The sequence below is a fragment of the Halomonas sp. AOP12-B1-6 genome, from assembly GCF_052379225.1.
GTDB lineage: Bacteria > Pseudomonadota > Gammaproteobacteria > Pseudomonadales > Halomonadaceae > Vreelandella > Vreelandella casei.
This window is the reverse complement of sequence record NZ_JBQSYK010000005.1, coordinates 179,833-200,767: the sequence shown is the minus strand read 5'-3', so window position 1 is coordinate 200,767 and position 20,935 is coordinate 179,833. Positions and strand designations below refer to the sequence as shown.

The window sequence follows — 20,935 nt, the reverse complement described above, 5'->3', positions numbered from 1 at the left end:
GTAGTGGTGTGAATCCTTAAATTTCAGATAAAGAGTAGCTAGACACTAGACTGCCCTCGGCTTTACGGCAACCCAAAAAGTGCTGAAACAAACAACGCGCCCCCACCAAATAGGCGGGGGCGCGTTGAGCTAAGCGACTGATTTAGCGTTTGGGCGGTGTCTTTTTAACCGCGCCATTCGCAGGCTTCGCAACTGATTTACTGGCTGCCTTTTTCTCGGCACCAGCTAATGGCTTAACCGATTGCAATTTAGCGGGTGCACGCTCAGCGGCATTTGGCTTTGGCGTGGTGGGCTCAGCCACAGCGGCTGGTTTAGCGGCAGACTTGGGCTTAGCAACCGTTTTAGCGGGCGCTTTTGCAGGGGCGGCGGCGGGCTTGGATGGCCTTGCTTTATCAAATAACATTTTAATCTGTGCGAAGCGCTCTGCTGCACGTTCTGAAAGCTCACCGCTGGCGGCGAAAACATGCTCAAGCTGCTTCACATGGCCGCTAATATCGGCATTACTCTGCCCATTGAGCAGTCCAGGCAACACATTTAACGCTTGCTCACGATCAAGCTTCAATATGAAGAACTGCTCGCGTACCAAACGCTTAAACTCACTGAGCTTAATACCGGGCTCAAGCTCAGATCGCGAGGCGCGCAGACGCTTGAAATTACGTTCATCTGTCGCGGGTGCGCCGCCGAGCACATAAATAAGCGAGCGCATGACTGCTTCATGAGCGCCACCTTGCGCTATTTTTTCACGAATCTCTTCTTGGCGCTGCTTAACAAAGCGTCGGTGCTCAGGCTCTGCACCAGGGCGGCGACGGTGTACGTGGGCATCGCCATGAAGACCCACAGCCGCCTGCAAAAATGGCTGACCGTAGATATTCATGAACATTTTTTCGGTATTGGCGTCACGTAAATCGCGCATGCTGTTTAAGCTAGTCACAATCTGATCTGAGCCCATGGTCTCAAGTGCTTTAAACAAATTGTCTTGAGAGACAGAGTGACGATTCTTGCGCACCACCTCCGCCATTACCGGCAACGGCACTGACAATGGGTTACGGTCAGAAAATAGCTTATAGCCCAAACGAATGGGGTGCATGCGGCGTATCCAGCGCGCGGCTTCCGGCGTAATGCTCGCTTTTAGCCAAGGCTGAAGGAAAAGGCGGTACATGCCCAGATTAATTTCGGATACACGCGCAACCGTTGCAAAACGTCGGTCATCCTCCGGCTTATGCATCACGTCCCGATCAAGCTCTGCAAAATTACGGGGTGTAAACTCCAGCAAATAATCGCGCTCGATTAACGCCGGGTCGTGATGATCATCGGTATGCGTCACCGTGGTTTCATACAGCCCCGGTGGCATCACATCAATATAATCCATATTGGCGGTGAACTCGGTATGCTCTTTACGCGAGATACTGCTCGATACAAAAATTCCTAAATGGCCCGTAGTGTCGTGCTGGCAATAGACGATGGTCTGCTCATTGGCGATAAGATCATCTTCGTCTTCATAAAGATCACGAATCCAGCCCAGGGCTTGAGGCGGTGGCGTTATATCATCGCCTTTTGAACAGAAAACAACGACCGGTGAGCGAACATTGCGCAGATCAATGCGACGACCGTCGTGGGTCACTAACTGTGCGGTCGAAAGCCGATTTCCGACAAACAAGTTATCGACGATGTATTGAATTTCTTCACCGCCCAACACAACGTGACCACCCCACCAGCGTTCAAAATCAAGGTAGCGACCCGCCTCGGTATCAATGTTGTCGTAAAGGTGATATTGCTTTTTCCAGTGGGTGTTTGCTGGATTGAGGCGCTCAAAATTCTGTACCAGCCAGGCACCGTCAAACATCCCGTCGCCGATATCGCTCGTTAACGCGGTAATCCAACTGCCGCCCGACATTCCACCGGTATAACGCATGGGTGCCTTACCGTGCTCGCCAGCCCAGTAAGAAAGCGGTGCGCCGGCAATCAATATAGGCCCAAACACATCAGGCTCTAAGGCAGCCCCCATCATAAGCTGCCAACCCGCCTGGCAGTTGCCTACGACCATGGGTCTTTCGGTGGTTTCCGGATGCAGTTCTATAACATGACGCAAGAAAGCGATTTCTGCCTCGACTACATCCTCAACGGTTTGACCGGGCTCAGGGAACGGCAGAAAACCAATAAAATAGCAGGGGTGGCCAGCTTTCAGCGCGACGCCTAGCTCGCTGTCAGGTTTAAAACCACCGATGCCTGGCCCATGCCCTGCGCGCGGGTCTACAACGACAAAGGGACGCTTTTGTAGATCAACTTCGGTACCTTCGTGAGGTAGTACACGCAGTAGTTCATAGTTAGTGGGCCGTGGCAGCGTGCGCCCATCCATTAATACTTCAGTATCGAAGCCCAGCACACTGGGCTTAGTTTGCTCCATATGCTCAAGGTATTGATTGCCGCGTTCGCGCATTACATCTAAATGCAAAACGCTGCGCTCAACGCTATCGCGCCAGTAATCAAAGGCCGCACGCCCAAATCCGAACGGATCAAATAAAGGCGTAAGCGTGGAACTAGAAAGCAAAGGATTTGCCAAAAAATTCATAGGTTCCCCCATTGGGTAGATGCACAAGCATCAGACCCGAAAGCAATGATGCTGCAACGCAACATAGTTTAGGACACTACCTGTATGACGTCGATCTTTAGCCCAAAATAAATGCCGGCACTATTTTTAAGGCTATTTTCAAGCCTCTTTTTTCAGGACTATCCTGTGCAGCATTCCGGTTATTTCAACTGGGCATCTGCCCCTTAGCACGCCAGCCCGCAGGCCGATTGGGGTTGAGCTGGCAGTAGTCCCTATCGGTGTCCTGTTGACGGCGAGATATGTTACATTAGCGCCCATTAGGTTAAAGAATTATCCAGCGAGTTACGCATCAACTGGCAGGCTGGGTGAGAGGTGAGCGCCCCCTCCGTCACCATGCCTACCGCACAATAGAGAGGCTCTGTCCCTATGAGCAAGATTCCCTCGCAGCGCGTGTCTAGCGGTGAAAAATTCCGCAATGAACATGGCATGTCGGTAATCAAGGATGGCATGAAGCAGCGCAAAGAGCAGGCAGAAGCCCCTACTCTTGAGCGCAAGCCAAAGTGGTTACGAGCTCAGATCCCGGGTGGCGAACGCTTTGAAGCGGTGAAGAAAAACGTCGCCACGCATCGACTTAGCACCGTATGTGCAGAATCACACTGCCCTAATATGGGCGAGTGCTGGAGCAACGGCACGGCCACTATCATGCTGATGGGGTCCGTCTGCACACGCGCATGCCGCTTCTGCGCAGTAGACACCGGCAACCCACAAGGATGGCTGGATCTTGAAGAGCCTGAAAACACGGCTAAGTCAGTCGAGCTGATGGGGCTGCGCTATATTGTACTGACCTCGGTAGATCGTGATGATCTAGACGATGGTGGTGCAACGCATTACGCCAACTGCGTAAGCGCTATTAAAGCGCGCACGCCGGACGTTGTCGTTGAGGCGTTAACACCCGACTTTGATGGCGAACTCACGGCAATTGAGCGCGTCGTTGATTCCGGGCTACAGGTATTTGCCCAAAACGTTGAAACCGTTGAGCGATTAACGGGGCGCGTACGTGACCGGCGTGCAGGCTATCGTAAAACTCTTGATGTGCTTGCTCATGCCAAGCGCTACCGTCCTGACATCATCACCAAAACCAGCATAATGCTGGGATTAGGTGAAACCGACGAAGAGATCTTACAAACGTTTGACGACCTGCGTGAAATAGGTGTCGACATTGTGACGCTTGGGCAATATCTGCGCCCAACCAAAAACCACTTGCCGGTAGAGCGCTGGGTAACACCAGAAGAATTTGATCGCTACCGTGAGATTGGTCTTGAAAAGGGCTTTATGGAAGTTCCATCAGGTCCGCTCGTGCGCTCAAGCTATCGCGCTGACCGCGTTTTTGAAAAGAATAACCTAGGCCTTGCCTCACCTGCAGCCATTCCCGGCCAGCATCAAGAACCCGATCCCAATCGTATTCCTACGTTCAATGTAGGCTAGGCATAAAAAAGCCGCTGTACTGAAAGCTAACCTCTAGGCTCCCGGTACAGCGGCAATTTATAGCATTGAGAAATCATGTATCTAGAACATAACGGTTCTAGACAAAAGCCCTAAAAAATTAGTGTGCTGGCAACGGCTCAACGAGCAATAAACGGCGCTTTAACTGAGCCGCTAACGCTTGCGCCAACTGATCGCCTACGCAGTGCTCATCAGGTAATGTCACAAAATCTGACAATTTCGCCATCGGCATGCCGGCATAACCACACGGATTAATGCGCAGAAAAGGCGATAAATCGCCATCCACGTTTAACGCCACCCCATGAAAACTGGCACCCCGTCTAATACGCAGCCCTAGCGAGGCGATTTTTTGCTCACCTGCCCCGCCAGCAACATAAACGCCAGGCGCGTCAGGTTTGGCATATGCATTAAGACCATAGCTGCTCAATACCTCAATCACCGCGCGCTCCAACGCGGTCACCAAATCACGCACACCGATCTTACCCCTGCGCACATCTAAAAGCGGATAAAGCACCACTTGGCCAGGGCCATGGTAGGTGACCTGACCGCCGCGATCAGTCTGCACAACTGGGATATCGCCGGGCATTAGCAAATGCTCCGGCTTACCTGCCTGGCCCTGAGTAAATACAGGGTCGTGCTCAACTAGCCAGAATTGATCAGGCGTATGCTCATCTCGGGTATCGGTCAGCGAGCGCATCGCCTCCCATATCGGAAGATACGGCTGGCGACCTAAACGATGTAGCTCAATCGGCGCCGAATCTTGCACGATTACACCACCATATGGACACGACCGGTAGCCTTTAGAGCATCAAACAATTGTTTTATTTGCTGCTCACCCGTTGCTCTAATCACCACACGCACTGACTGGAAACGCCCGTTTCGACTGTCAACCACCTGCATCGTGGTCGCATCGAAATCAGCAGCGTATTGCACAATGACTTGGCATACGCTGGCCGGAAAATCGTCCGCGGCGTCTCCTACGATTTTTAATGAATAATCACAGGGAAAGGTGATTTTAGGCGGCTCCAGCACTGCCGGCTGGCGCAAATCGCGGACTCCCTGAGGGACACCTTTTTTCATAGCAAACCTTTCATCGTCAATATACGTTTGGACTAATCAGCGAACATACCAACGTCAAACTAGTCGGTAAAGTTACTGATCAGACCGCTAAAGAAGCGCTGAACCTGATCAAACAGACGCTTGAACAGCCCACCCTCTTCAACATTTTCCAAAGCGACTAAACGACGCTCGCCCACGATTTCATCACCCAGGTGCACTTCTAGCGTACCCACCTCGTCGCCAATGGCAATCGGCGCTTTCAGGTCTGGATCAAGATTCAGGCGAGCGCGAAGTTCTTCATTACGATTGCGCGGCAGAGTCATGAAGACTTCTTCATCAACGCCGACTCGCAGTTCGTTAATATCACCACCCCAAACGCGCGGCGTAGCGAGAACAGCGCCACGCTCGTAAAGCTTCATCGTTTCAAAGAAGCGGAAGCCGTAGCTAAGCAGCTTTTGCGTTTCCTGAGCACGCGCTTCGTCAGAATTGGTGCCCATGACAACAGAAATCAAACGCATGTCGTCACGCTTTGCCGAAGATACCAAACAGAAACCCGCTTCGGTTGTCCAGCCAGTCTTAAGCCCATCTACCGAGGTGTCACGCCACAGCAAGCGATTGCGGTTGGGCTGATCAATGCCGCCAAAGGCGAAGGAGCGATGCGAGTAGATTTCATAATGGTCAGGATAATCATTGATGATATGGCGTGACAAGCGCGCCAGATCATGGGCGGTTGAGTAATGATTTTCAGCAGGCAAACCAGTAGCGTTCTGGAAGTTAGTGTCGTTCATGCCCAAACGCGTGGCGTGCTGATTCATCAGGTCTGCAAAAGGCGCTTCGCCACCGGCCAAATGCTCGGCCATGGCCACACTCGCATCGTTGCCTGAAACGATAATGATACCGTGGAGCAGGTTATCGACAGAAACTTGGTCGCCTACTTCAATAAACATTTTCGAGCCGCCGGTGCGCCAAGCGTTCTCGCTGACATTAACCATGTCGGTCAGATTGATGGTGCCTCGATTAAGCTCGCGCTCAACCAAGTAAGCGGTCATCAGCTTGGTCAGGCTGGCCGGGGGAAGGCGTTCATCCGAGTTATGCTCGGCCAATATGCGACCACTATTGGCATCCATGAGTATCCACGAACTTGCCGCTAACTGTGGTGCCGCCGGAATAATTGTTTGTGGCTGAGGAATTACCTGGGCAGCGGCAGGCAAAGTAACAGTTGCCATGGCAGCAAAAAGGCACAGCCGTGCAGAGCGGCCAATGGATGTAAACACGTTCATAACGTCAGTCTCACTTACTTGAAAGCTTACTTGGAAAAAAACAGCGGCGCGTCAGTCGCGCCGCCAGAAATAGATAGGCAGTGAATTATCGCACAACAAACACTTGAGGGAAGCCCGCTTGACGTAACGCTTCACGTGCTTGAGATTCTTGCGCCGGTGCAATAGGGCCCACCTGCACTCGATACATATCCGCGTCGTTCATTATACGCACTGAGTGCGGTTGTTCACCTTCCAACCGTTGCTGTAACTGCTGTGCACCTTCGGGACTACCCAAAGCGGCAATCTGTAGATACATAGCCCCACTGCTATCACCGGCTGTCGTAGGTGCCGATGGCGCTTGAGCAACCGCTGTTTGAACAGGAGCAGCTGGCACGGGTGCAGCGGGCTGCTGCGTGGCAACGCTAGGCGACGGACGAGTCGCGGGCACCTGACTCACGGCACGTTCCGGGGTTGCCCCACCACGTTCAGCGACCCAACGTTCGGAATCAATAGCCTCCACTTTCACAGGCCCCGTACCGTTATCGAGAAAGCCTAGCCGAGCCGCTGCCGCGTAGGACAAATCGATTTCACGATCACTGTGGAACGGGCCGCGATCGTTAACCCTGACAATAATCGACTGGCCGCTATCGAGACTTGTTACGCGCGCATAGGTAGGCAATGGCAGTGAACGGTGAGCTGCCGACATTTTATACATGTCGTAAATTTCCCCGTTTGAGGTGGCATAGCCATGAAATTTTTCACCATACCACGACGCCGTACCGCGTCTTTCGTAGCCTGTCGCATCAGGCAATACGTGGTACGTTTTGCCCCACACTTCATAGGTCGAACGGTTACCACCTGCTGAGGGTTGCTCAATACGCGGCTCTGCATCCGGCACTTTGGCAACATCCGGCGGCTCAATCGGGTAAGCATCGCCCGTTAACGCGTAGCGCCCTCCAGCCGTATTGGCAGCCGTTGGCGCTGGGGCCGTAGCGGCAGCTTGATTGGCTGAGCTGGGCGTATCAGTACGCTGAGCGTTGTTGCTCGCACAGCCGCCAACCAATGCCATTATGGCGAGTACACCGCCCGCTCTCAGAGGCACTGTAAGCTGCATTTTCGCTAATCGTAACGCTGATAAATGAGCATTCATTCCTCGTCCTCATATCGCTCAGCAATCGCTTCTGATAGCTCAGCCACGGCCATTGCATACAGGTGACTATGGTTGTAGCGGGTAATAGCATAAAAATTATACTCACCAAACCGATAGTGCGTTTCACCATCAGCAAACTCAAGTGCCAGCGGTATCACCGGCAAATCGCTGTCTAACGGCTCGTTAGGCTCAATGCCGTGCGCGGAGAGCTCAGCAACACTCACCGTAGGCGCTGAGGTTTGATTGAACGAAAGTTCATCCAATAGCTCGACGGGCAATACGTCAGGGCCACTGGCCAGGTGATAGATAGGCGCGTCCTGCTTCCAACCATGTACGGCGAAGTAATTAGCAACACTGCCAATAGCATCGACTGGATTCTCCCACAGGTCACGAATTCCATCGCCATCAAAATCGACGGCGTAGGCTTGATAACTCGTAGGAATAAACTGCGGGTAACCCATAGCCCCAGCGTAAGAGCCCTGTAACTCAGCGGGATCAACATGCTGCTCATACGCTATGCGTAAGAAAGCGGCCAGTTCACCACGAAAAAACGCACCTCTTGTGGGGTGATAAAACGCCAGCGTCGCAAGCGAATCTAGCACACGGTGCTGCCCCTTATGACGCCCGTAATACGTTTCAACACCGATAATGGCGGTGATAACTTCTGCGGGAACTCCGTAGGTGCTTTCGGCACGTGCTAAAGCATCAGCATGAGCGTTAATAAATTCAGCGCCTTCTTGAATACGCTGCTCGGTCATAAAAATATTGCGATACTCGTACCAACGCAGGCGACGCTCCGCCGCTCCTTCCATAGCATCTAGCACGCTTTGCGTGTAACTCGCCTGCCCCAGCGCTTCTTCCACCCACGCTTTTGGCAGGCCCTCTGCGACGAGTTCATCTACCAGCGCTTGACTATCCGTATTGTACTGCGGAGCAACCTGCTGTTGAGACGCCTGCGAAGGCTCGTCGGCTAGCGCCGCTGGCGTTACCCAGCACATCAGCGCTGCTAAAAAATAGCTGCTCGTCCTGCCGTGAATCCCGTTCATTTTTCTACTCCTGAACATTTCATTCCTGAGGCCTCCATTCCCGAGCAACGCGCGCGAACAGCACAAGTGGAGCCTTGCACATTATCTCTAACGCGACAGCAGCCGACGGTGGGCATGTATAGACATGAGAATACCGAAACCCGCTAACAAGGTCACGCTTGAGGTGCCACCATAACTCACCAGCGGTAGCGGCACGCCTACAACAGGCAGAATTCCGCTCACCATGCCCATGTTGACAAACACATAGATAAAAAACGTCAATATAATGCTGCCTGCGACCAAGCGACCAAAGGTATCCTGAGCAGAGCTTGCCATCCATAAACCGCGACTCACGATCAGCAGATACAAACACAGCAGCACCAGCATCCCCACCAACCCGAACTCTTCGCCTAATACGGCAATAATGAAATCCGTATGCCGCTCGGGTAAAAACTCTAGCTGCGACTGAGTGCCTTGAAGCCAGCCTTTACCCCATATTCCACCACTGCCAATGGCCGTGGTCGATTGAATAATATTCCAACCCGAACCCAAGGGGTCGCTTTCAGGGTTTAAAAACGTTAGTACCCGTTGACGTTGATAATTATGCATATTCATCCACAGTACCGGAACGCCCGCGGCGCCCAGTACGGCAATAAATCCTATCAATCGCCACGACAAGCCTGCTAGCAGCACCACAATTAACGCCGCGCTGGCGACTAAAAGCGAGGTTCCCAGGTCTGGCTGAATCGCCGTTAACACTACCGGCACCCCAATAATCACACCACATACGATGATATCGCGCAGGCGCGGCGGTAGTTCACAGCGGCTAAGGTAGGCCGCCACCATTATAGGAGCCGCTAATTTCATCATCTCGGAGGGCTGAAAACGAATCACGCCGGGAATTTCCAACCACCGCTTGGCACCCATCCCCACATCGCCAACTAAATCAACCGCCAATAGCATTGCTACACCGATCCCGTAGCCAAGTGGCGCCCAGCGTAGAAAAGTCGACGGAGAGAACTGCGCAATAATCACCATCACCGTCAGCGCTAGGCAAAAACGCACGCCTTGAGCAATGACAGAGTCAAGAGACTGACCAGAGGCGCTATAAAGAACCACTAAACCACCGCCCATCAAGACGAGCAGTAGCCCCAGTAACCAAGGGTCAAGATGGATTCGCTCCCAAATACTTTTACGCCGTGAAATACCGCTATCCGGCGGACGGACGGGATGGCCACGCATTGATCGAGCTATAAAATGCCACGGCATGGCTTAGTTTCCCTCCACATTGGCATTATCATCCGCTAGCGCTTCGCGCACTTCTTCCACGTCAGGCGCTTCATCCTCTAGAAGCCAAGCATCGGTCATGGCCCGCGCCAGGTGGGCAGCATGCGTACTACCGCCACCGGCATTCTCAACAATAACGGAAACAGCGATTTGAGGGTCGTCTAACGGTGCAAACGCCACAAACAACGCGTGGTCACGCAGCCGCTCTGCTAGCTCATCCGCGTTATAGCGCTGGTCTTGACCTAGCGAAAACACTTGCGCAGTGCCTGACTTACCGCCCATACGATACTCAAGTCCAGCGCCGGTGCGGCGAGCGGTTCCTTCGCTACCGCTTAACACCTTTTCCATACCGCTGAAAACGCGATCCCACCAGCCATCGTTGGCCAACGTTATATCGTCCAAGGTGTCTGGGAGGTCTCGGGGAACAGGTGTATCGCCAATTTGGCGCGCTAGCCGTGGCCTAACCCAGTGGCCGCGGTTGGCCAGCGTCGCAGTGGCGCTAGCAAGCTGCAAAGGCGTCACCTGCCAATAACCCTGCCCGATGCCTACTGACAGGGTTTCACCCGGGTACCAGGGCTGGTTAAAGCGCCCACGCTTCCAATCCCGAGAAGGCATTAGAGCGCCACTTTCGCCCTGAACGTCGTACGCCACGCGCCGACCGAAACCAAAGTCACTCATGCGATCATGCAGGCTATCAATACCCAAGTCATGGGCCAAGGTATAGAAGTAAGTGTTATTAGATACCGCTAACGCTCGCTCTAAATCTACCCGCCCGTGCCCCCAACGCAGCCAGTTGCGGTAGCGGCGCGTATCGTTAGGCAATTGATAGTAGCCAGGGTCATTAATCGTGCTGTCGGGTGTAATCACGCCCTCGGAAAGCCCCGCCAGCGCTAAAAAAGGTTTAATTGTAGAGCCAGGTGGATAGTGGCCACGAATGGCGCGGTTAAACAAAGGCAGATCAAGATTTTCCTGCAGAGCGCGATAAGAAGCCACATCGATACCGGTGACAAACTGGTTACTATCAAACCCTGGTGTGGACACCATCGCCAGAATTTCGCCCGTTGCAGGCGCGATAGCGACGATGGAGCCGCGACGGCCATCAAGCAGCTCATACGCGAGCATTTGAAGCGATTTATCCAACGTTAAAGTCAGGTTTTCGCCTGGCACAGGGTCGGTTCGCCCCAGCTCTCTTAGTACTCGACCGCGGGCATTGGTTTCTACCTTGCGCAAACCTGCCTGGCCGTGAAGCTCTTCTTCATAAAAGCGCTCGATGCCCGTTTTGCCAATAAAATGCGTGCCCGCATAGCGGCCCGCATCCAGGGTCTCCATTTCTTGGGCGTTTATACGTCCCACATAGCCCAATGCGTGGGCCATGACTTCAGCGTCGGGATAAAAGCGCAGCGGCTGGGCCTCCACTTCTACACCCGGTAGTCGATGGCGATTAACCGCTAAACGCGCAATTTGCTCTTCACTAAGATCGCTGGTCAATAGCGCGGGCTGATAAGGTCGTTGACGCTGACGCGAGCGAACATTGAATGCCTCAATCTCTTCTTCAGGCAACTCGAGCAGGTCGACTAAAAGCGCCAGCGTTTCATCTAAATTATCGACCCGCTCACGCACCAACGTTAAGTTATAGGTCGGACGATTTTCTGCCAGCAGAACGCCATTACGGTCGTAAATCAAACCTCGGTTGGGCGGCAGTGGCTCCACGCGTACACGGTTATTTTCAGAGCGTGTGCTGTACAAATCATGTTGAACGATTTGTAAGTAGACCAATCGGCTCGTTAATAGGCAGGCAAGTAACAACACGGCTAAGATAGCGATCAGCGCCCTGACTCGAAAAATACGCAGCTCTTGCTCGGAGTTTTTAAGCGTGTTGGGGCGCTTGAGCATGGCAAAAATGACTCTCAAATCGAATAATGAGCGCCGCAAGTCGAGAACAGTGGTTGCCCACCATTCAATCTTTAGCGGTGATAGGGATGGCCCACTAGCAGTGTCCAAGCACGATATAGCTGCTCAGCCAGCATAATACGAACCAGAGGATGAGGTAGCGTTAAAGGGGAAAGCGACCAGGCTTTTTCCGCCATCGCCGAAAGCGAAGGCTCAAGCCCATCGGGCCCACCGACCAGCAGAACAATATCGCGCCCGGTCATACGCCAATCATCGGCTTCCTGGGCTAATTGCTCGGTGGTCCACGGCTTACCTTTCACTTCCAATGCAACAACGTACTCATCACCACGCAGCTTATCGCGAATCCGCTGTGCTTCTTGAGCACGCGCTTTTGCAATGTCGGCATTTTTGCCACGTTGCCCAAGCGCAATTTCTTCAATCTCGAGATTAAAATCTCGCGGCAGCCGTTTGCGGTAGGTCTCCACGCCCTCTTCTACCCAGGCAGGCATTTTGTTACCCACGGCTAACAGCCGAATTTTCATGACATACTGGCCCGCTCGCGGAAGCGTTCAAGCGATTCGTCAATAGCGTTAGAGTCGCTCGGCAAATCAGCCCAAAGACGCTCTAAATCATACAAAAGCCGCGCTTCAGGCATCATGACGTGCACTACAATGTCGCCTAGGTCGACAAGCACCCAGTCAGCATTATCGCCACCTTCAACACCCAGAGGACGCAGCCCGGCCGCTTTGGCTTTTTCAACCACGTTTTGGGCAATCGCGGCTACGTGCCGAGTAGATGTACCACTGGCAATCAGCATGAGGTCAGTGACCTCGGTTAATTTGGAAACATCCAAGTGCGTAATGTCACGTGCTTTTAGCTCTTCTAGCGCGTCAACCGCTAGGCTTTTCAATGTATCGATGTGCATGACTCCTAAAGACAACCTCGTTCGATAACCGGTCAATAAAGCCGGCCATTGTAACGGCTTCTTTGCTGACTGCCAGCGCTATATCTCACTGCTGATAAAGTCCGTGGTGCTTAATGGCCTGCTCAACGGGCTCTGGCATCAAATAACGCACGCTTTTGCCTTGATATAAACACTCGCGAATGCCCGTGGCGGAAATTGCCAACAATGAAGGCAGTTCAAGGAATAAATATCCCCCGCGGGGGCTCTGCATCAATTGTTCTACGCTATCGACTCCACGTTGCCCCACCAGTTCCGTTAATGATTCAGGCAACGCGTCACTGTAGCCAGGCCGCGCAATGACAACCAAGTGGGCCAGTGCAAATATGCGCTCAGGCTGATGCCACTGCGCAAGCCGCAGGAAGGCATCATAGCCAATGGCCATTACTAAGCGGGCATGCTCGCCATAATGGGCTCGCAGCTCGGCCAGCGTATCGACACTGTAGGAAGGCCCGCCGCGCTGCAGCTCACGGTCATCCGCGACAAGCCCTGGAGTGTCGCCGATACCCGCCTGTAACAGTGACAAGCGCTGCTGGGCAGATACCTGCGGGCGTCCGCGCAGCGGTGGCTGCTGCGCTGGAATCATATGCAATTGATCAAGCGCCAGCGCCTCGTGTAGCTCCACGGCACTACGCAAATGGCCCAGATGAACGGGGTCAAATGTGCCGCCAAGCATACCAACACGAGGTTCATGGCTGCTCATTTCACCCCCTTATTATTCCACCTAATCACTCGCGCACCTGCCCGTCACCAAACACCACGTACTTACGTGTTGTAAGCCCTTCTAACCCTACCGGGCCACGGGCATGAAGCTTATCGGTTGAAATACCAATCTCAGCGCCTAAGCCGTACTCAAAACCGTCGGCGAAACGCGTTGATGCATTGACGATCACTGAGCTGGAATCAACTTCAGCCATAAAGCGTCGTGCCAGCGAGTAATCTTGAGTGACAATCGCATCGGTATGATGGGAGCCGTAAAACTCTATGTGCGCAATGGCTTCCTCGATGCCATCAACGATTTTGATGGCCAGAATCGGAGCTAAATACTCCGCTGTCCAGTCGGCATCCGTGGCAGCAATGGCTTGGGGCAATAGCGCCAGCGTACGCTGGCAGCCACGCAGCTCAACGTCATGCTCGCCATAAGCACGCGCTAGCTCAGGCAACAGCAGGTCTGCAATCAGCGAATCCACCAGCAGTGTTTCCATCGTGTTGCAGGTGCCATAACGATGTGTTTTGGCATTGACCGCAATCGCTAGTGCTTTAGCGGGATCCGCCGTTGTATCAATGTACACATGGCATACGCCGTCCAAATGTTTGATCACCGGCACGCGCGCCTCACGGGAGATACGCTCAATCAGTGATTTCCCGCCCCGTGGAATAATCACATCAACATACTCGGGCATACTGATCATTTCACCGACGGCCGCGCGATCAGTCGTGGCAACCACCTGCACGCTTCCAGCGGGCAGCCCTACATCCGCAAGCCCTGCTTGAATACAAGCGCTGATGGCAGCGTTGGATTCACTAGCCTCCGACCCGCCGCGTAAAATACAGGCATTACCCGACTTCAAGCACAGGCTTGCGGCTTCCAGCGTCACGTTAGGACGTGACTCATAAATAATACCGATAACGCCTAGCGGCACGCGCATTTTACCCACCTGAATACCGCTGGGTCGGTACTGCATATCGTCAATCTCGCCCACCGGATCAGGCAGCGCTGCCACATGATGAAGGCCTTCAATCATGCTACTAACCCGCACATCGTCCAGCGCTAAACGATCTAGTAGCGCGCTCTCTAAACCGTTTTCACGACCGCGCTGTAAATCTGCTGCATTGGCGTCTAAAATGCGTGCGCGCGCAGCCTTTAAGCGATCGGCAATGGCGAATAAAGCACGATTTTTCAAGCCAGTATCCGCTCGCCGTAGCTCACTGGCAGCGTGCCGAGCCGCCTGCCCCAGTGCCTGCATGTAGGCGGGCACATCACCGCTAGAAAGGTGTTGAAGGGCCCCGCTTTGGAACGGTGTTGAAACGCTCATGCTGTCTCCGCGCGTCGTCGCGCATACTCGGTTATAGGTGCCCTAAGCACTGGCTAGGGTCGTCAACTAATACTGCTTCTTCAAGGCCGGCAAGCATGCTCGCGTTGCCGTTTTTCACGCTGATAAAGATGTTACGCCTTTTGGACGTTATGCTAAGGATGACTAAGGCGCTAATGTATACAGCGTACGTTTACCATCCTGCGCTCACCCATTTGCCTAAGCGCGCCAGATTATTCAGGACGATAGGTTACTCAGGACGAATAATAAGCCACCATGCAAAGCAAGTACAAAATCGGCCTATTACGAGCCAATCTATTCGCCGCTGCCGCCGCCTTAGCGTTTTGGGCACCCGCCCCGTCCAACGCTGCCAGCATAGTGCTTTGGCTTTCCGTCGGCTGGCTGTGTATCACTGCGCTAGTGCTCGACTTTAGCCACCGCCGCTCACGAGGGCTGCCATGGCAAATAGTACCCGGCGCACTATTGATGGGGTTAATAGCCACAGCACCAGAGCAGCACAGCATTTTAATTTGGGCGTGGGCTGCCATGCTGATGTTACCGCAACGCAGATGGGGCACTGCCTTTACTCTAAGTGCTGCGCTGATTAGTACGGCAATGGTGGCACCTCAGTTGGACACCCCGACTCTCATACTCTTGTTAGCTAGCGTGATAATACTCAGTTTGATCGCCCTGTCGCGGGCACAGCAACTTATCGATATGAACGGGGCTATTCGCCAACGCTTACGCTTGATACCAGGTCTAAATCTATGGGCTGAGGAGCAGCTGCTTCGTGATATCCCTCGTGAGCAGCGGCGCTGTCAACGCGAGGGAACGCACGCCGAAATATTTATTCTGCACGTGAAACGCCACCAGCTTTGGCCCACTGCACATAAACTGTGCGACCTGACACACGCGTTCGAAAACGTCTATCGCATCAACAACACAACGTTGGTCACGATACTGCTTGCCCGCTCTGTGCAAGAGACAGCACACCGGCGCCGCATACTGCTAACCGCGCTGCCAGATGTTACAACGAGCGAACATTTTGGATTAACGGATATCGATGCCGCTACGCTAGCGCAAATGAGCAAGCAATCGATAGCGCGAGAGACAACATGACACAGCAGCGCATCCCAAGACGCTTAATGGCGCAAGCCTACGGGTCAAGCATTGTACTGATGGCAAGCTATGCGCTTTGGCTTTATGCGATGGGGGAATATCGTGATTTATTAATTCCTACCTTTACAACGCTGCTACTCATATCGGCACTTTTGATGCACATGGGGCAAAAGCTAGCGGCTTACCTACCCCGCATGATTTTACTCTGCAGTGTCTACGCCGTAGTACTTGGCGCATTTTACTATCAGCCGCAGGTGTCACCTATTTGGCTAGGCCTCCCTGTTATCGCTGCATTTTTGCTATTGCCACTGTCGGCTGCGATTACCATCAACATAATCGCAGGGCCGCTGTGGTGGCTATTGCCTGCCGTGGCTAATTCATCACCTTCGAATGTCGTGGGCTACGTCACATTAACGCTTCTTCTCGCCTTACCGCGCTGGGAGCATGCCCGGCGCCAAGCACTGCTACGCGCCACCGACCCAAACGACAGCGACTGTAACGCTTACCATATTGATACGTTTAAAGAGCGGCTGCATAGTGAATACCAGCGCGCAGAGATGCTTAATAAGCAGCTAGCCCTGTTAGTATTGCACCTTCCCCAGCTAGATATGGCCGAGGAGCAGTTTGGCCAGCGCGCCAAAACAGCACTGCTAGGCGCTCTGTGCAGTGAGGTTCACAGCCGCTGCCGCGACCATGATGTTCTGGGGCGTACGAGCAATGCTACTTTCTGGCTTGTGCTGCCAGATACCAGTGAAAGCGGTGCACTATTGGTCCGTGAACGCTTACAGCGGGCACTTTCTCGGTGTGTTTTGGTCGAAACAGGGCAACTTGAAGTACGTATTGCAGCCTGCATACCTGCTCGCGTAGAAAGTTTCGAACGTTATTTAAGCCGTTTAGAAGCACGCGGCGCGGCTATCGCGCACGCTTAGCCTCCGTTTACTTATTATTCAAACATTTAGCTGGAGAGGCTTGTGTCCTTCGCTGATACGCTACAGTCTTTAACGTTATCCCCACCGCTGTTACTTTGCCTAGTTCTCGTTATTGCACTTGTCGAGTCTCTAGCGCTAGTGGGCCTGCTAGTACCCGGCGTTATGTTAATAACCACGATGGCTTCATTAGCTGGCCATCAGGGTATTGCCCTGGCATGGTTGATAGGCGCGGCCTTCATCGGCGCCGTTTTAGGCGATGGCATTAGCTTTTCACTGGGTTTTAAACATCGCGAGCAGGTGACTCAGCGCTGGCCACTGTCGCAGCACCCTGAATGGCTAGATCGGGGTACGCGCTTCTTTAAGCGCTATGGCGTTTCATCCGTTTTTATTGGCCGTTTTGTAGGGCCAGTGAGGCCCATCATTCCATTAGTGGCAGGCATGATGCGCATGCCGCCGCGCACTTTTGTGTTGGCCAACATAATCTCAGCAGCGCTTTGGGCGCCCGCCTATATACTGCCCGGCTATTTGCTTGGGCGCGCTTGGCAGCACCATCTAAATCTACCGCCCGGCTTAGAAGCAGGCTTAGTGATACTCGCGTTTATCATTATTGTATTGGCGGTTATTTTCTCTTGGGGCCGGCATCAGGCGTCGCGCCATGGTCGGCTTTATCGCATCATTGCCGGAAGTATTCGCCGCATCCCGCTATTACGACGTCCTTGGCTTGCAATGAGCCAAGCGGGCGATGTCCCGCTGGCGTCGTTGCTGCTGCTAGTGATCGCGTTAGGCAGCTTGTCTGGCTGGACATTGCTGGTTATCAATCATCACGGCCCGCTGGAAATGGATTTACTCGTTCAGCGCATGTTCGTATGGCTGCACAGCGATATCACCTACATAATCGCGAATGTTTTTGCTCGAATCGGCGACACCTACGGTATTATCGCGTTAACGCTGCCCTGGGCAATCTGGATGCTGGTGCGCAATAGGTGGGATGCTCTATTGCATTGGAGCGGCGCATTAGGCGGCGTAGCGATGCTCAACACACTGATTAAGGAGCTGTTTGCTCGTCCTCGCCCAGGCACCCCGGACTACTTAATGGGCTCGTTTTCTTATCCCAGCGCCCATACATCAACGGCCGTGGTTCTGTTGGGTCTGGCGGCAGCTTTTATTGCTGCCGAACTACCGCGACAACAACGTTTTTGGGCCTACTGGGTAGCCCTCTCTTTTGCGCTACCGATGGCACTATCGCGGTTGGTGGTGGGGGTGCATTGGTTTAGCGATCTTGTTGGCGGGGCATTATTAGGGCTGGTGGTATGTGCACTGACACTGCTTCATTGGCAGCAGCAGCCTCGAGCGTGTTTACGCCCCTGCCCATGGCTGCTGCTATGTGTGGCATCTTTAGTACTTATTAGCGCCCGCGTAGGACTGCTGCCACCGGTTTAGCGACCAGGTATTAGCTAACCCAGCGCCAGCCACAGGGCCACGCCAATCATCAGCGTACCGGCTATGCGATTTAGCAAACGCACGTTGCCGCTTTTACCCAGCACGTTGCGCAACGTTTTGCCGCCAGTGGCATAGACCAGCATACTCGCAAACTCGATAGTCAAAATCACTGCAATCAGAAGACTGAGCTGGCCAAACAGAGGGCGGCCACCGTCCAAGAATGGCGGCAGCAAAACCATAAAAAAGGCCCATCCTTTAGGATTGGCTACGGCCGTGACAAACCCTTGCGTTACCAATTGAAGGCGGCTGGCCGGTGGGCCGGCATCCAGCTCGCTAGGAATCGCCATACGCCCACGCGAGCGCCACATCATGATGCCTAAATAACCGAGATAGGCGCCCCCAACCCATTTAAACAGCACAAATAATTCAGGCTGACGCAGCATGAGCGCGGCAACGCCCGCACCGGCGGCGGCGGCGACTAAGCCCACGCCCGCCAGTTCCCCGATCATCATCCATAGCGTCCGCTTAACGCCCTGGGTCATCCCAAGCACCATGGCGAGCGTCATGCACATCCCTGGCGTTAGTGAAACAAAGAGAAACGTTGGCACAAAAACCGAAAGTGTCGCCCAAGACATCATCTATAAATCTTCCTGTGCAGAAGGAGGAGTCGCCGCACTACCAGCTTCGCCCCAGCGAGGGAGCAAAGTATGTTCAATGCCCAGCTGGTTAAGAATACGCGCTACGATAAAATCAATAAGATCATCAATGCTCTGAGGGCGATGATAAAATCCTGGCGCAGCAGGCAAAATGACCACCCCCAGGCGGCTCAACGCCAGCATGTGCTCAAGATGAATGGGCGACAGCGGGCTTTCGCGCGGCACCAGCACCAGCGTGCGCCGCTCTTTAATAGCGACATCCGCGGCCCGCTCAATCAAGTTATTACTGGCCCCTGTTGCGATAGCTGACAGCGATCCAGTGGAGCACGGGCAAACGACCATGGCTGAGGGCGCGCCTGAACCGGATGCCACGGGTGCCATCCAGTCCTCACGCCCAAAGCAGCGTATTTGCCCAGCCTGCGCCCCACTGCGCTCACTGAGCGCCTCCACTAAACGCTGGGGCTGCGCGGGGAGTGAGAAAGGCGTTTCTGTTGCGATCACCATGTGGGCTGCTTTTGACACCATAACCCATACTTCATGACCGGCGGCGACCAATACATCAATCAGGCGTAAGCCATATTGCGCCCCCGAGGCGCCCGTCAGCGCCACCGTAATCGGCTTTTTGAACGATGTACCGCTTGTGTTTGTCACGCTTGGCTCTCCTTGGCGATTGTTAGCGCGGCAAGCAGGCGCTCATGAACGCCCTCAAAACCACCGTTGGACATGACCACAATACGATCTAGCGGTGACGCCTGACTAACCACGGCCTCTACTAGCGCCGTGATCTCGCTAAATAGCTGCCCACGGCCATCTTGTTCGGCGACAAGCTCCTCCATCGACCAGTCCAACCCGCTGGGTTGAAACCAAAACACGGCATCAGCATCAGCAACGCTTTCAAGCAAACGCTCGCGTAGCGCGCCTAAACGCATGGTATTTGAGCGTGGCTCAATAACGGCCAGCAAGCGGCCTTTGGTAGTGGCGGCACGTAGCCCTTTGAGCGTGGCGGCAATGGCCGTGGGGTGATGGGCAAAATCATCAATTACCTGAATACCATTGATTTCACCACGCACTTCCTGGCGCCGCTTGGGCGTTTCAAACCGCGCCAATGCAGCGCAACCACGGGCTAAATCAACCCCGCACAGGTGCGCGGCTGCTAGCGCGGCAAGCGCATTACGCGCGTTATGCTCTCCCGTTAACGGCCACTCAACGACAGCATCTTCATCCTGGCCGTGCTCATCCGCGCAGTGGATGACCTGAAAGCGGCTGGCATCAGCACGTTCTAAGCGCAGCTGCCACTGGCTATTGTTTTGATTGCCAAAGCGCGCGACCGGCGTCCAGGCTCCCTGCTCCAGAACGCGGTCCAGGGCGGGCTGCTCATCAGCGACCAGCAAATGACCTTGGCTGGGCACGGTGCGAATCAAGTGATGGAACTGGCGCTCAATGGCGGCCAGGTCGGGAAAGATATCAGCATGGTCAAATTCAAGATTATTGAGAATCGCGATACGAGGGCGATAGTGAACAAACTTGGAGCGCTTATCGAAGAAGGCCGTGTCATATTCATCGGCCTCGACTATAAACGGCGCCTGTGGATCGCCTAGCCGTGCCGATACGCCAAAGTTGCGCGGCACGCCGCCAATCAAGAAGCCCGGTGCTAAACCGGCGCTTTCTAATAGCCACGCGACAACGCTAGCCGTCGTGGTTTTGCCATGGGTGCCGGCAACGGCAATAACGCGCCGCCCTGGCAGCACGTGCTCAGCCAACCATTGCGCACCCGAGGTATACGGCACGCCGCTATTAAGTAGCGCTTCGACCTCTGCATTACCGCGTGATAACGCATTACCTACGATGACAAGATCGGGAGCTGGCGATAAATGCTCTGCTGTATAACCCTCCATCAAGGTAATCCCAGCATCAGTCAACTGAGTACTCATGGGCGGATAAACATTCTTATCAGAGCCGCTAACTTCATGCCCCAGCTCGCGCGCCAGTAACGCTAGGCTGCCCATAAAGGTGCCGCAGATACCAATAATATGAAGGTGCATGCCTCTCGCCCCGTTAATCGCCAATAAATGATTT

19 protein-coding genes are annotated in these 20,935 nt (G+C 53.8%); 4 read left to right on the top strand and 15 right to left on the bottom strand.

Annotated elements, in window-relative coordinates; genetic code table 11:
* Window positions 1-142: 142 nt before the first annotated feature.
* Complete coding sequence (locus tag ACT3TR_RS15210; RefSeq protein ID WP_444625620.1) at window positions 143-2,569, bottom strand: DUF3141 domain-containing protein; 2,427 nt, start codon at window positions 2,567-2,569, stop codon at window positions 143-145.
* Between the two features lie 405 nt (window positions 2,570-2,974).
* On the opposite strand from ACT3TR_RS15210, the gene lipA reads away from it, so the two are divergent.
* The gene (lipA, locus tag ACT3TR_RS15205; protein WP_096279591.1) at window positions 2,975-4,033 is read left to right on the top strand and encodes a lipoyl synthase; all 1,059 of its coding nucleotides are present in this window, start codon (window positions 2,975-2,977) and stop codon (window positions 4,031-4,033) included.
* A gap of 118 nt (window positions 4,034-4,151) precedes the next feature.
* Here the strand turns inward: lipA and lipB are convergent, their stop codons facing one another.
* From lipB to ACT3TR_RS15150, 11 genes are all read right to left on the bottom strand, one after another.
* Entirely contained in the window at window positions 4,152-4,817 is a 666-nt protein-coding gene (gene lipB / locus ACT3TR_RS15200) for a lipoyl(octanoyl) transferase LipB (RefSeq protein WP_096279589.1), read from the bottom strand.
* A 2-nt stretch (window positions 4,818-4,819) separates the two neighbouring features.
* Window positions 4,820-5,131, bottom strand: coding sequence for an HP0495 family protein (locus ACT3TR_RS15195; protein ID WP_096279587.1), 312 nt, complete (start codon window positions 5,129-5,131; stop codon window positions 4,820-4,822).
* A 59-nt stretch (window positions 5,132-5,190) separates the two neighbouring features.
* On the bottom strand, window positions 5,191-6,390 hold the full coding sequence (locus ACT3TR_RS15190) for a D-alanyl-D-alanine carboxypeptidase family protein (RefSeq protein WP_096279585.1): 1,200 nt from the start codon (window positions 6,388-6,390) through the stop codon (window positions 5,191-5,193).
* An 85-nt stretch (window positions 6,391-6,475) separates the two neighbouring features.
* Window positions 6,476-7,483, bottom strand: coding sequence for a septal ring lytic transglycosylase RlpA family protein (locus ACT3TR_RS15185; RefSeq protein WP_444625721.1), 1,008 nt, complete (start codon window positions 7,481-7,483; stop codon window positions 6,476-6,478).
* 32 nt (window positions 7,484-7,515) lie between these two features.
* Window positions 7,516-8,565, bottom strand: coding sequence for a lytic murein transglycosylase B (gene mltB, locus ACT3TR_RS15180; protein WP_096279583.1), 1,050 nt, complete (start codon window positions 8,563-8,565; stop codon window positions 7,516-7,518).
* Window positions 8,566-8,652: 87 nt separating this feature from the next.
* Window positions 8,653-9,813, bottom strand: a complete 1,161-nt coding sequence (gene rodA / locus ACT3TR_RS15175) for a rod shape-determining protein RodA (protein ID WP_096279581.1) — start codon at window positions 9,811-9,813, stop codon at window positions 8,653-8,655.
* Between the two features lie 3 nt (window positions 9,814-9,816).
* Window positions 9,817-11,724: a penicillin-binding protein 2 gene (gene mrdA / locus ACT3TR_RS15170; RefSeq protein WP_096279579.1), complete on the bottom strand. Its 1,908-nt coding sequence runs from the start codon at window positions 11,722-11,724 to the stop codon at window positions 9,817-9,819.
* Window positions 11,725-11,795: 71 nt separating this feature from the next.
* Window positions 11,796-12,263, bottom strand: a complete 468-nt coding sequence (gene rlmH / locus ACT3TR_RS15165) for a 23S rRNA (pseudouridine(1915)-N(3))-methyltransferase RlmH (RefSeq protein WP_096279577.1) — start codon at window positions 12,261-12,263, stop codon at window positions 11,796-11,798.
* Complete coding sequence (gene rsfS / locus ACT3TR_RS15160) at window positions 12,260-12,646, bottom strand: ribosome silencing factor (RefSeq protein ID WP_096279575.1); 387 nt, start codon at window positions 12,644-12,646, stop codon at window positions 12,260-12,262. The genes rlmH and rsfS overlap by 4 nt, the downstream gene beginning before the upstream one ends.
* Window positions 12,647-12,731: 85 nt before the next feature.
* Entirely contained in the window at window positions 12,732-13,385 is a 654-nt protein-coding gene (nadD, locus tag ACT3TR_RS15155) for a nicotinate-nucleotide adenylyltransferase (RefSeq protein ID WP_444625621.1), read from the bottom strand.
* Between the two features lie 25 nt (window positions 13,386-13,410).
* Window positions 13,411-14,718 carry a glutamate-5-semialdehyde dehydrogenase gene (locus ACT3TR_RS15150; protein ID WP_444625622.1) on the bottom strand — a complete coding sequence of 436 codons (1,308 nt, stop codon included), beginning with the start codon at window positions 14,716-14,718 and terminating at the stop codon, window positions 13,411-13,413.
* Between the two features lie 273 nt (window positions 14,719-14,991).
* On the opposite strand from ACT3TR_RS15150, the gene ACT3TR_RS15145 reads away from it, so the two are divergent.
* From ACT3TR_RS15145 to ACT3TR_RS15135, 3 genes are read left to right on the top strand one after another with little or no spacing between them, the layout of a single operon-like run.
* Window positions 14,992-15,834 carry a hypothetical protein gene (locus ACT3TR_RS15145; RefSeq protein ID WP_444625623.1) on the top strand — a complete coding sequence of 281 codons (843 nt, stop codon included), beginning with the start codon at window positions 14,992-14,994 and terminating at the stop codon, window positions 15,832-15,834.
* The gene (locus ACT3TR_RS15140) at window positions 15,831-16,763 is read left to right on the top strand and encodes a diguanylate cyclase domain-containing protein (RefSeq protein WP_444625624.1); all 933 of its coding nucleotides are present in this window, start codon (window positions 15,831-15,833) and stop codon (window positions 16,761-16,763) included. Before ACT3TR_RS15145 ends, ACT3TR_RS15140 begins: the two co-directional genes overlap by 4 nt.
* Before the next feature lie 42 nt (window positions 16,764-16,805).
* The gene (locus tag ACT3TR_RS15135; RefSeq protein ID WP_444625625.1) at window positions 16,806-18,203 is read left to right on the top strand and encodes a bifunctional DedA family/phosphatase PAP2 family protein; all 1,398 of its coding nucleotides are present in this window, start codon (window positions 16,806-16,808) and stop codon (window positions 18,201-18,203) included.
* 14 nt (window positions 18,204-18,217) lie between these two features.
* Here ACT3TR_RS15135 and ACT3TR_RS15130 read toward each other — a convergent pair whose 3' ends face one another.
* From ACT3TR_RS15130 to mpl, 3 genes are read right to left on the bottom strand one after another with little or no spacing between them, the layout of a single operon-like run.
* Window positions 18,218-18,841 (bottom strand): LysE family translocator, encoded by a 624-nt coding sequence (locus ACT3TR_RS15130; protein ID WP_176483389.1) that lies wholly within the window; start codon window positions 18,839-18,841, stop codon window positions 18,218-18,220.
* A complete protein-coding gene (locus ACT3TR_RS15125; RefSeq protein ID WP_096279563.1) occupies window positions 18,842-19,510 on the bottom strand; it encodes a flavin prenyltransferase UbiX in 669 nt (222 codons plus the stop codon).
* A complete protein-coding gene (gene mpl, locus ACT3TR_RS15120) occupies window positions 19,507-20,901 on the bottom strand; it encodes a UDP-N-acetylmuramate:L-alanyl-gamma-D-glutamyl-meso-diaminopimelate ligase (RefSeq protein WP_096279561.1) in 1,395 nt (464 codons plus the stop codon). Before mpl ends, ACT3TR_RS15125 begins: the two co-directional genes overlap by 4 nt.
* Between the last annotated feature and the right edge of the window lie 34 nt (window positions 20,902-20,935).

Coding starts and splice junctions, on each gene's coding strand:
- ACT3TR_RS15210 (WP_444625620.1), bottom strand. CDS start 2,569: ATGAATTTTTTGGCAAATCCTTTGCTTTCTAGTTCCACGCTTACGCCT.
- lipA (WP_096279591.1), top strand. CDS start 2,975: ATGAGCAAGATTCCCTCGCAGCGCGTGTCTAGCGGTGAAAAATTCCGC.
- ACT3TR_RS15195 (WP_096279587.1), bottom strand. CDS start 5,131: ATGAAAAAAGGTGTCCCTCAGGGAGTCCGCGATTTGCGCCAGCCGGCA.
- ACT3TR_RS15190 (WP_096279585.1), bottom strand. CDS start 6,390: ATGAACGTGTTTACATCCATTGGCCGCTCTGCACGGCTGTGCCTTTTT.
- ACT3TR_RS15185 (WP_444625721.1), bottom strand. CDS start 7,483: ATGCAGCTTACAGTGCCTCTGAGAGCGGGCGGTGTACTCGCCATAATG.
- mltB (WP_096279583.1), bottom strand. CDS start 8,565: ATGAACGGGATTCACGGCAGGACGAGCAGCTATTTTTTAGCAGCGCTG.
- rodA (WP_096279581.1), bottom strand. CDS start 9,813: ATGCCGTGGCATTTTATAGCTCGATCAATGCGTGGCCATCCCGTCCGT.
- mrdA (WP_096279579.1), bottom strand. CDS start 11,724: ATGCTCAAGCGCCCCAACACGCTTAAAAACTCCGAGCAAGAGCTGCGT.
- rlmH (WP_096279577.1), bottom strand. CDS start 12,263: ATGAAAATTCGGCTGTTAGCCGTGGGTAACAAAATGCCTGCCTGGGTA.
- rsfS (WP_096279575.1), bottom strand. CDS start 12,646: ATGCACATCGATACATTGAAAAGCCTAGCGGTTGACGCGCTAGAAGAG.
- nadD (WP_444625621.1), bottom strand. CDS start 13,385: ATGAGCAGCCATGAACCTCGTGTTGGTATGCTTGGCGGCACATTTGAC.
- ACT3TR_RS15150 (WP_444625622.1), bottom strand. CDS start 14,718: ATGAGCGTTTCAACACCGTTCCAAAGCGGGGCCCTTCAACACCTTTCT.
- ACT3TR_RS15145 (WP_444625623.1), top strand. CDS start 14,992: ATGCAAAGCAAGTACAAAATCGGCCTATTACGAGCCAATCTATTCGCC.
- ACT3TR_RS15140 (WP_444625624.1), top strand. CDS start 15,831: ATGACACAGCAGCGCATCCCAAGACGCTTAATGGCGCAAGCCTACGGG.
- ACT3TR_RS15130 (WP_176483389.1), bottom strand. CDS start 18,841: ATGATGTCTTGGGCGACACTTTCGGTTTTTGTGCCAACGTTTCTCTTT.
- mpl (WP_096279561.1), bottom strand. CDS start 20,901: ATGCACCTTCATATTATTGGTATCTGCGGCACCTTTATGGGCAGCCTA.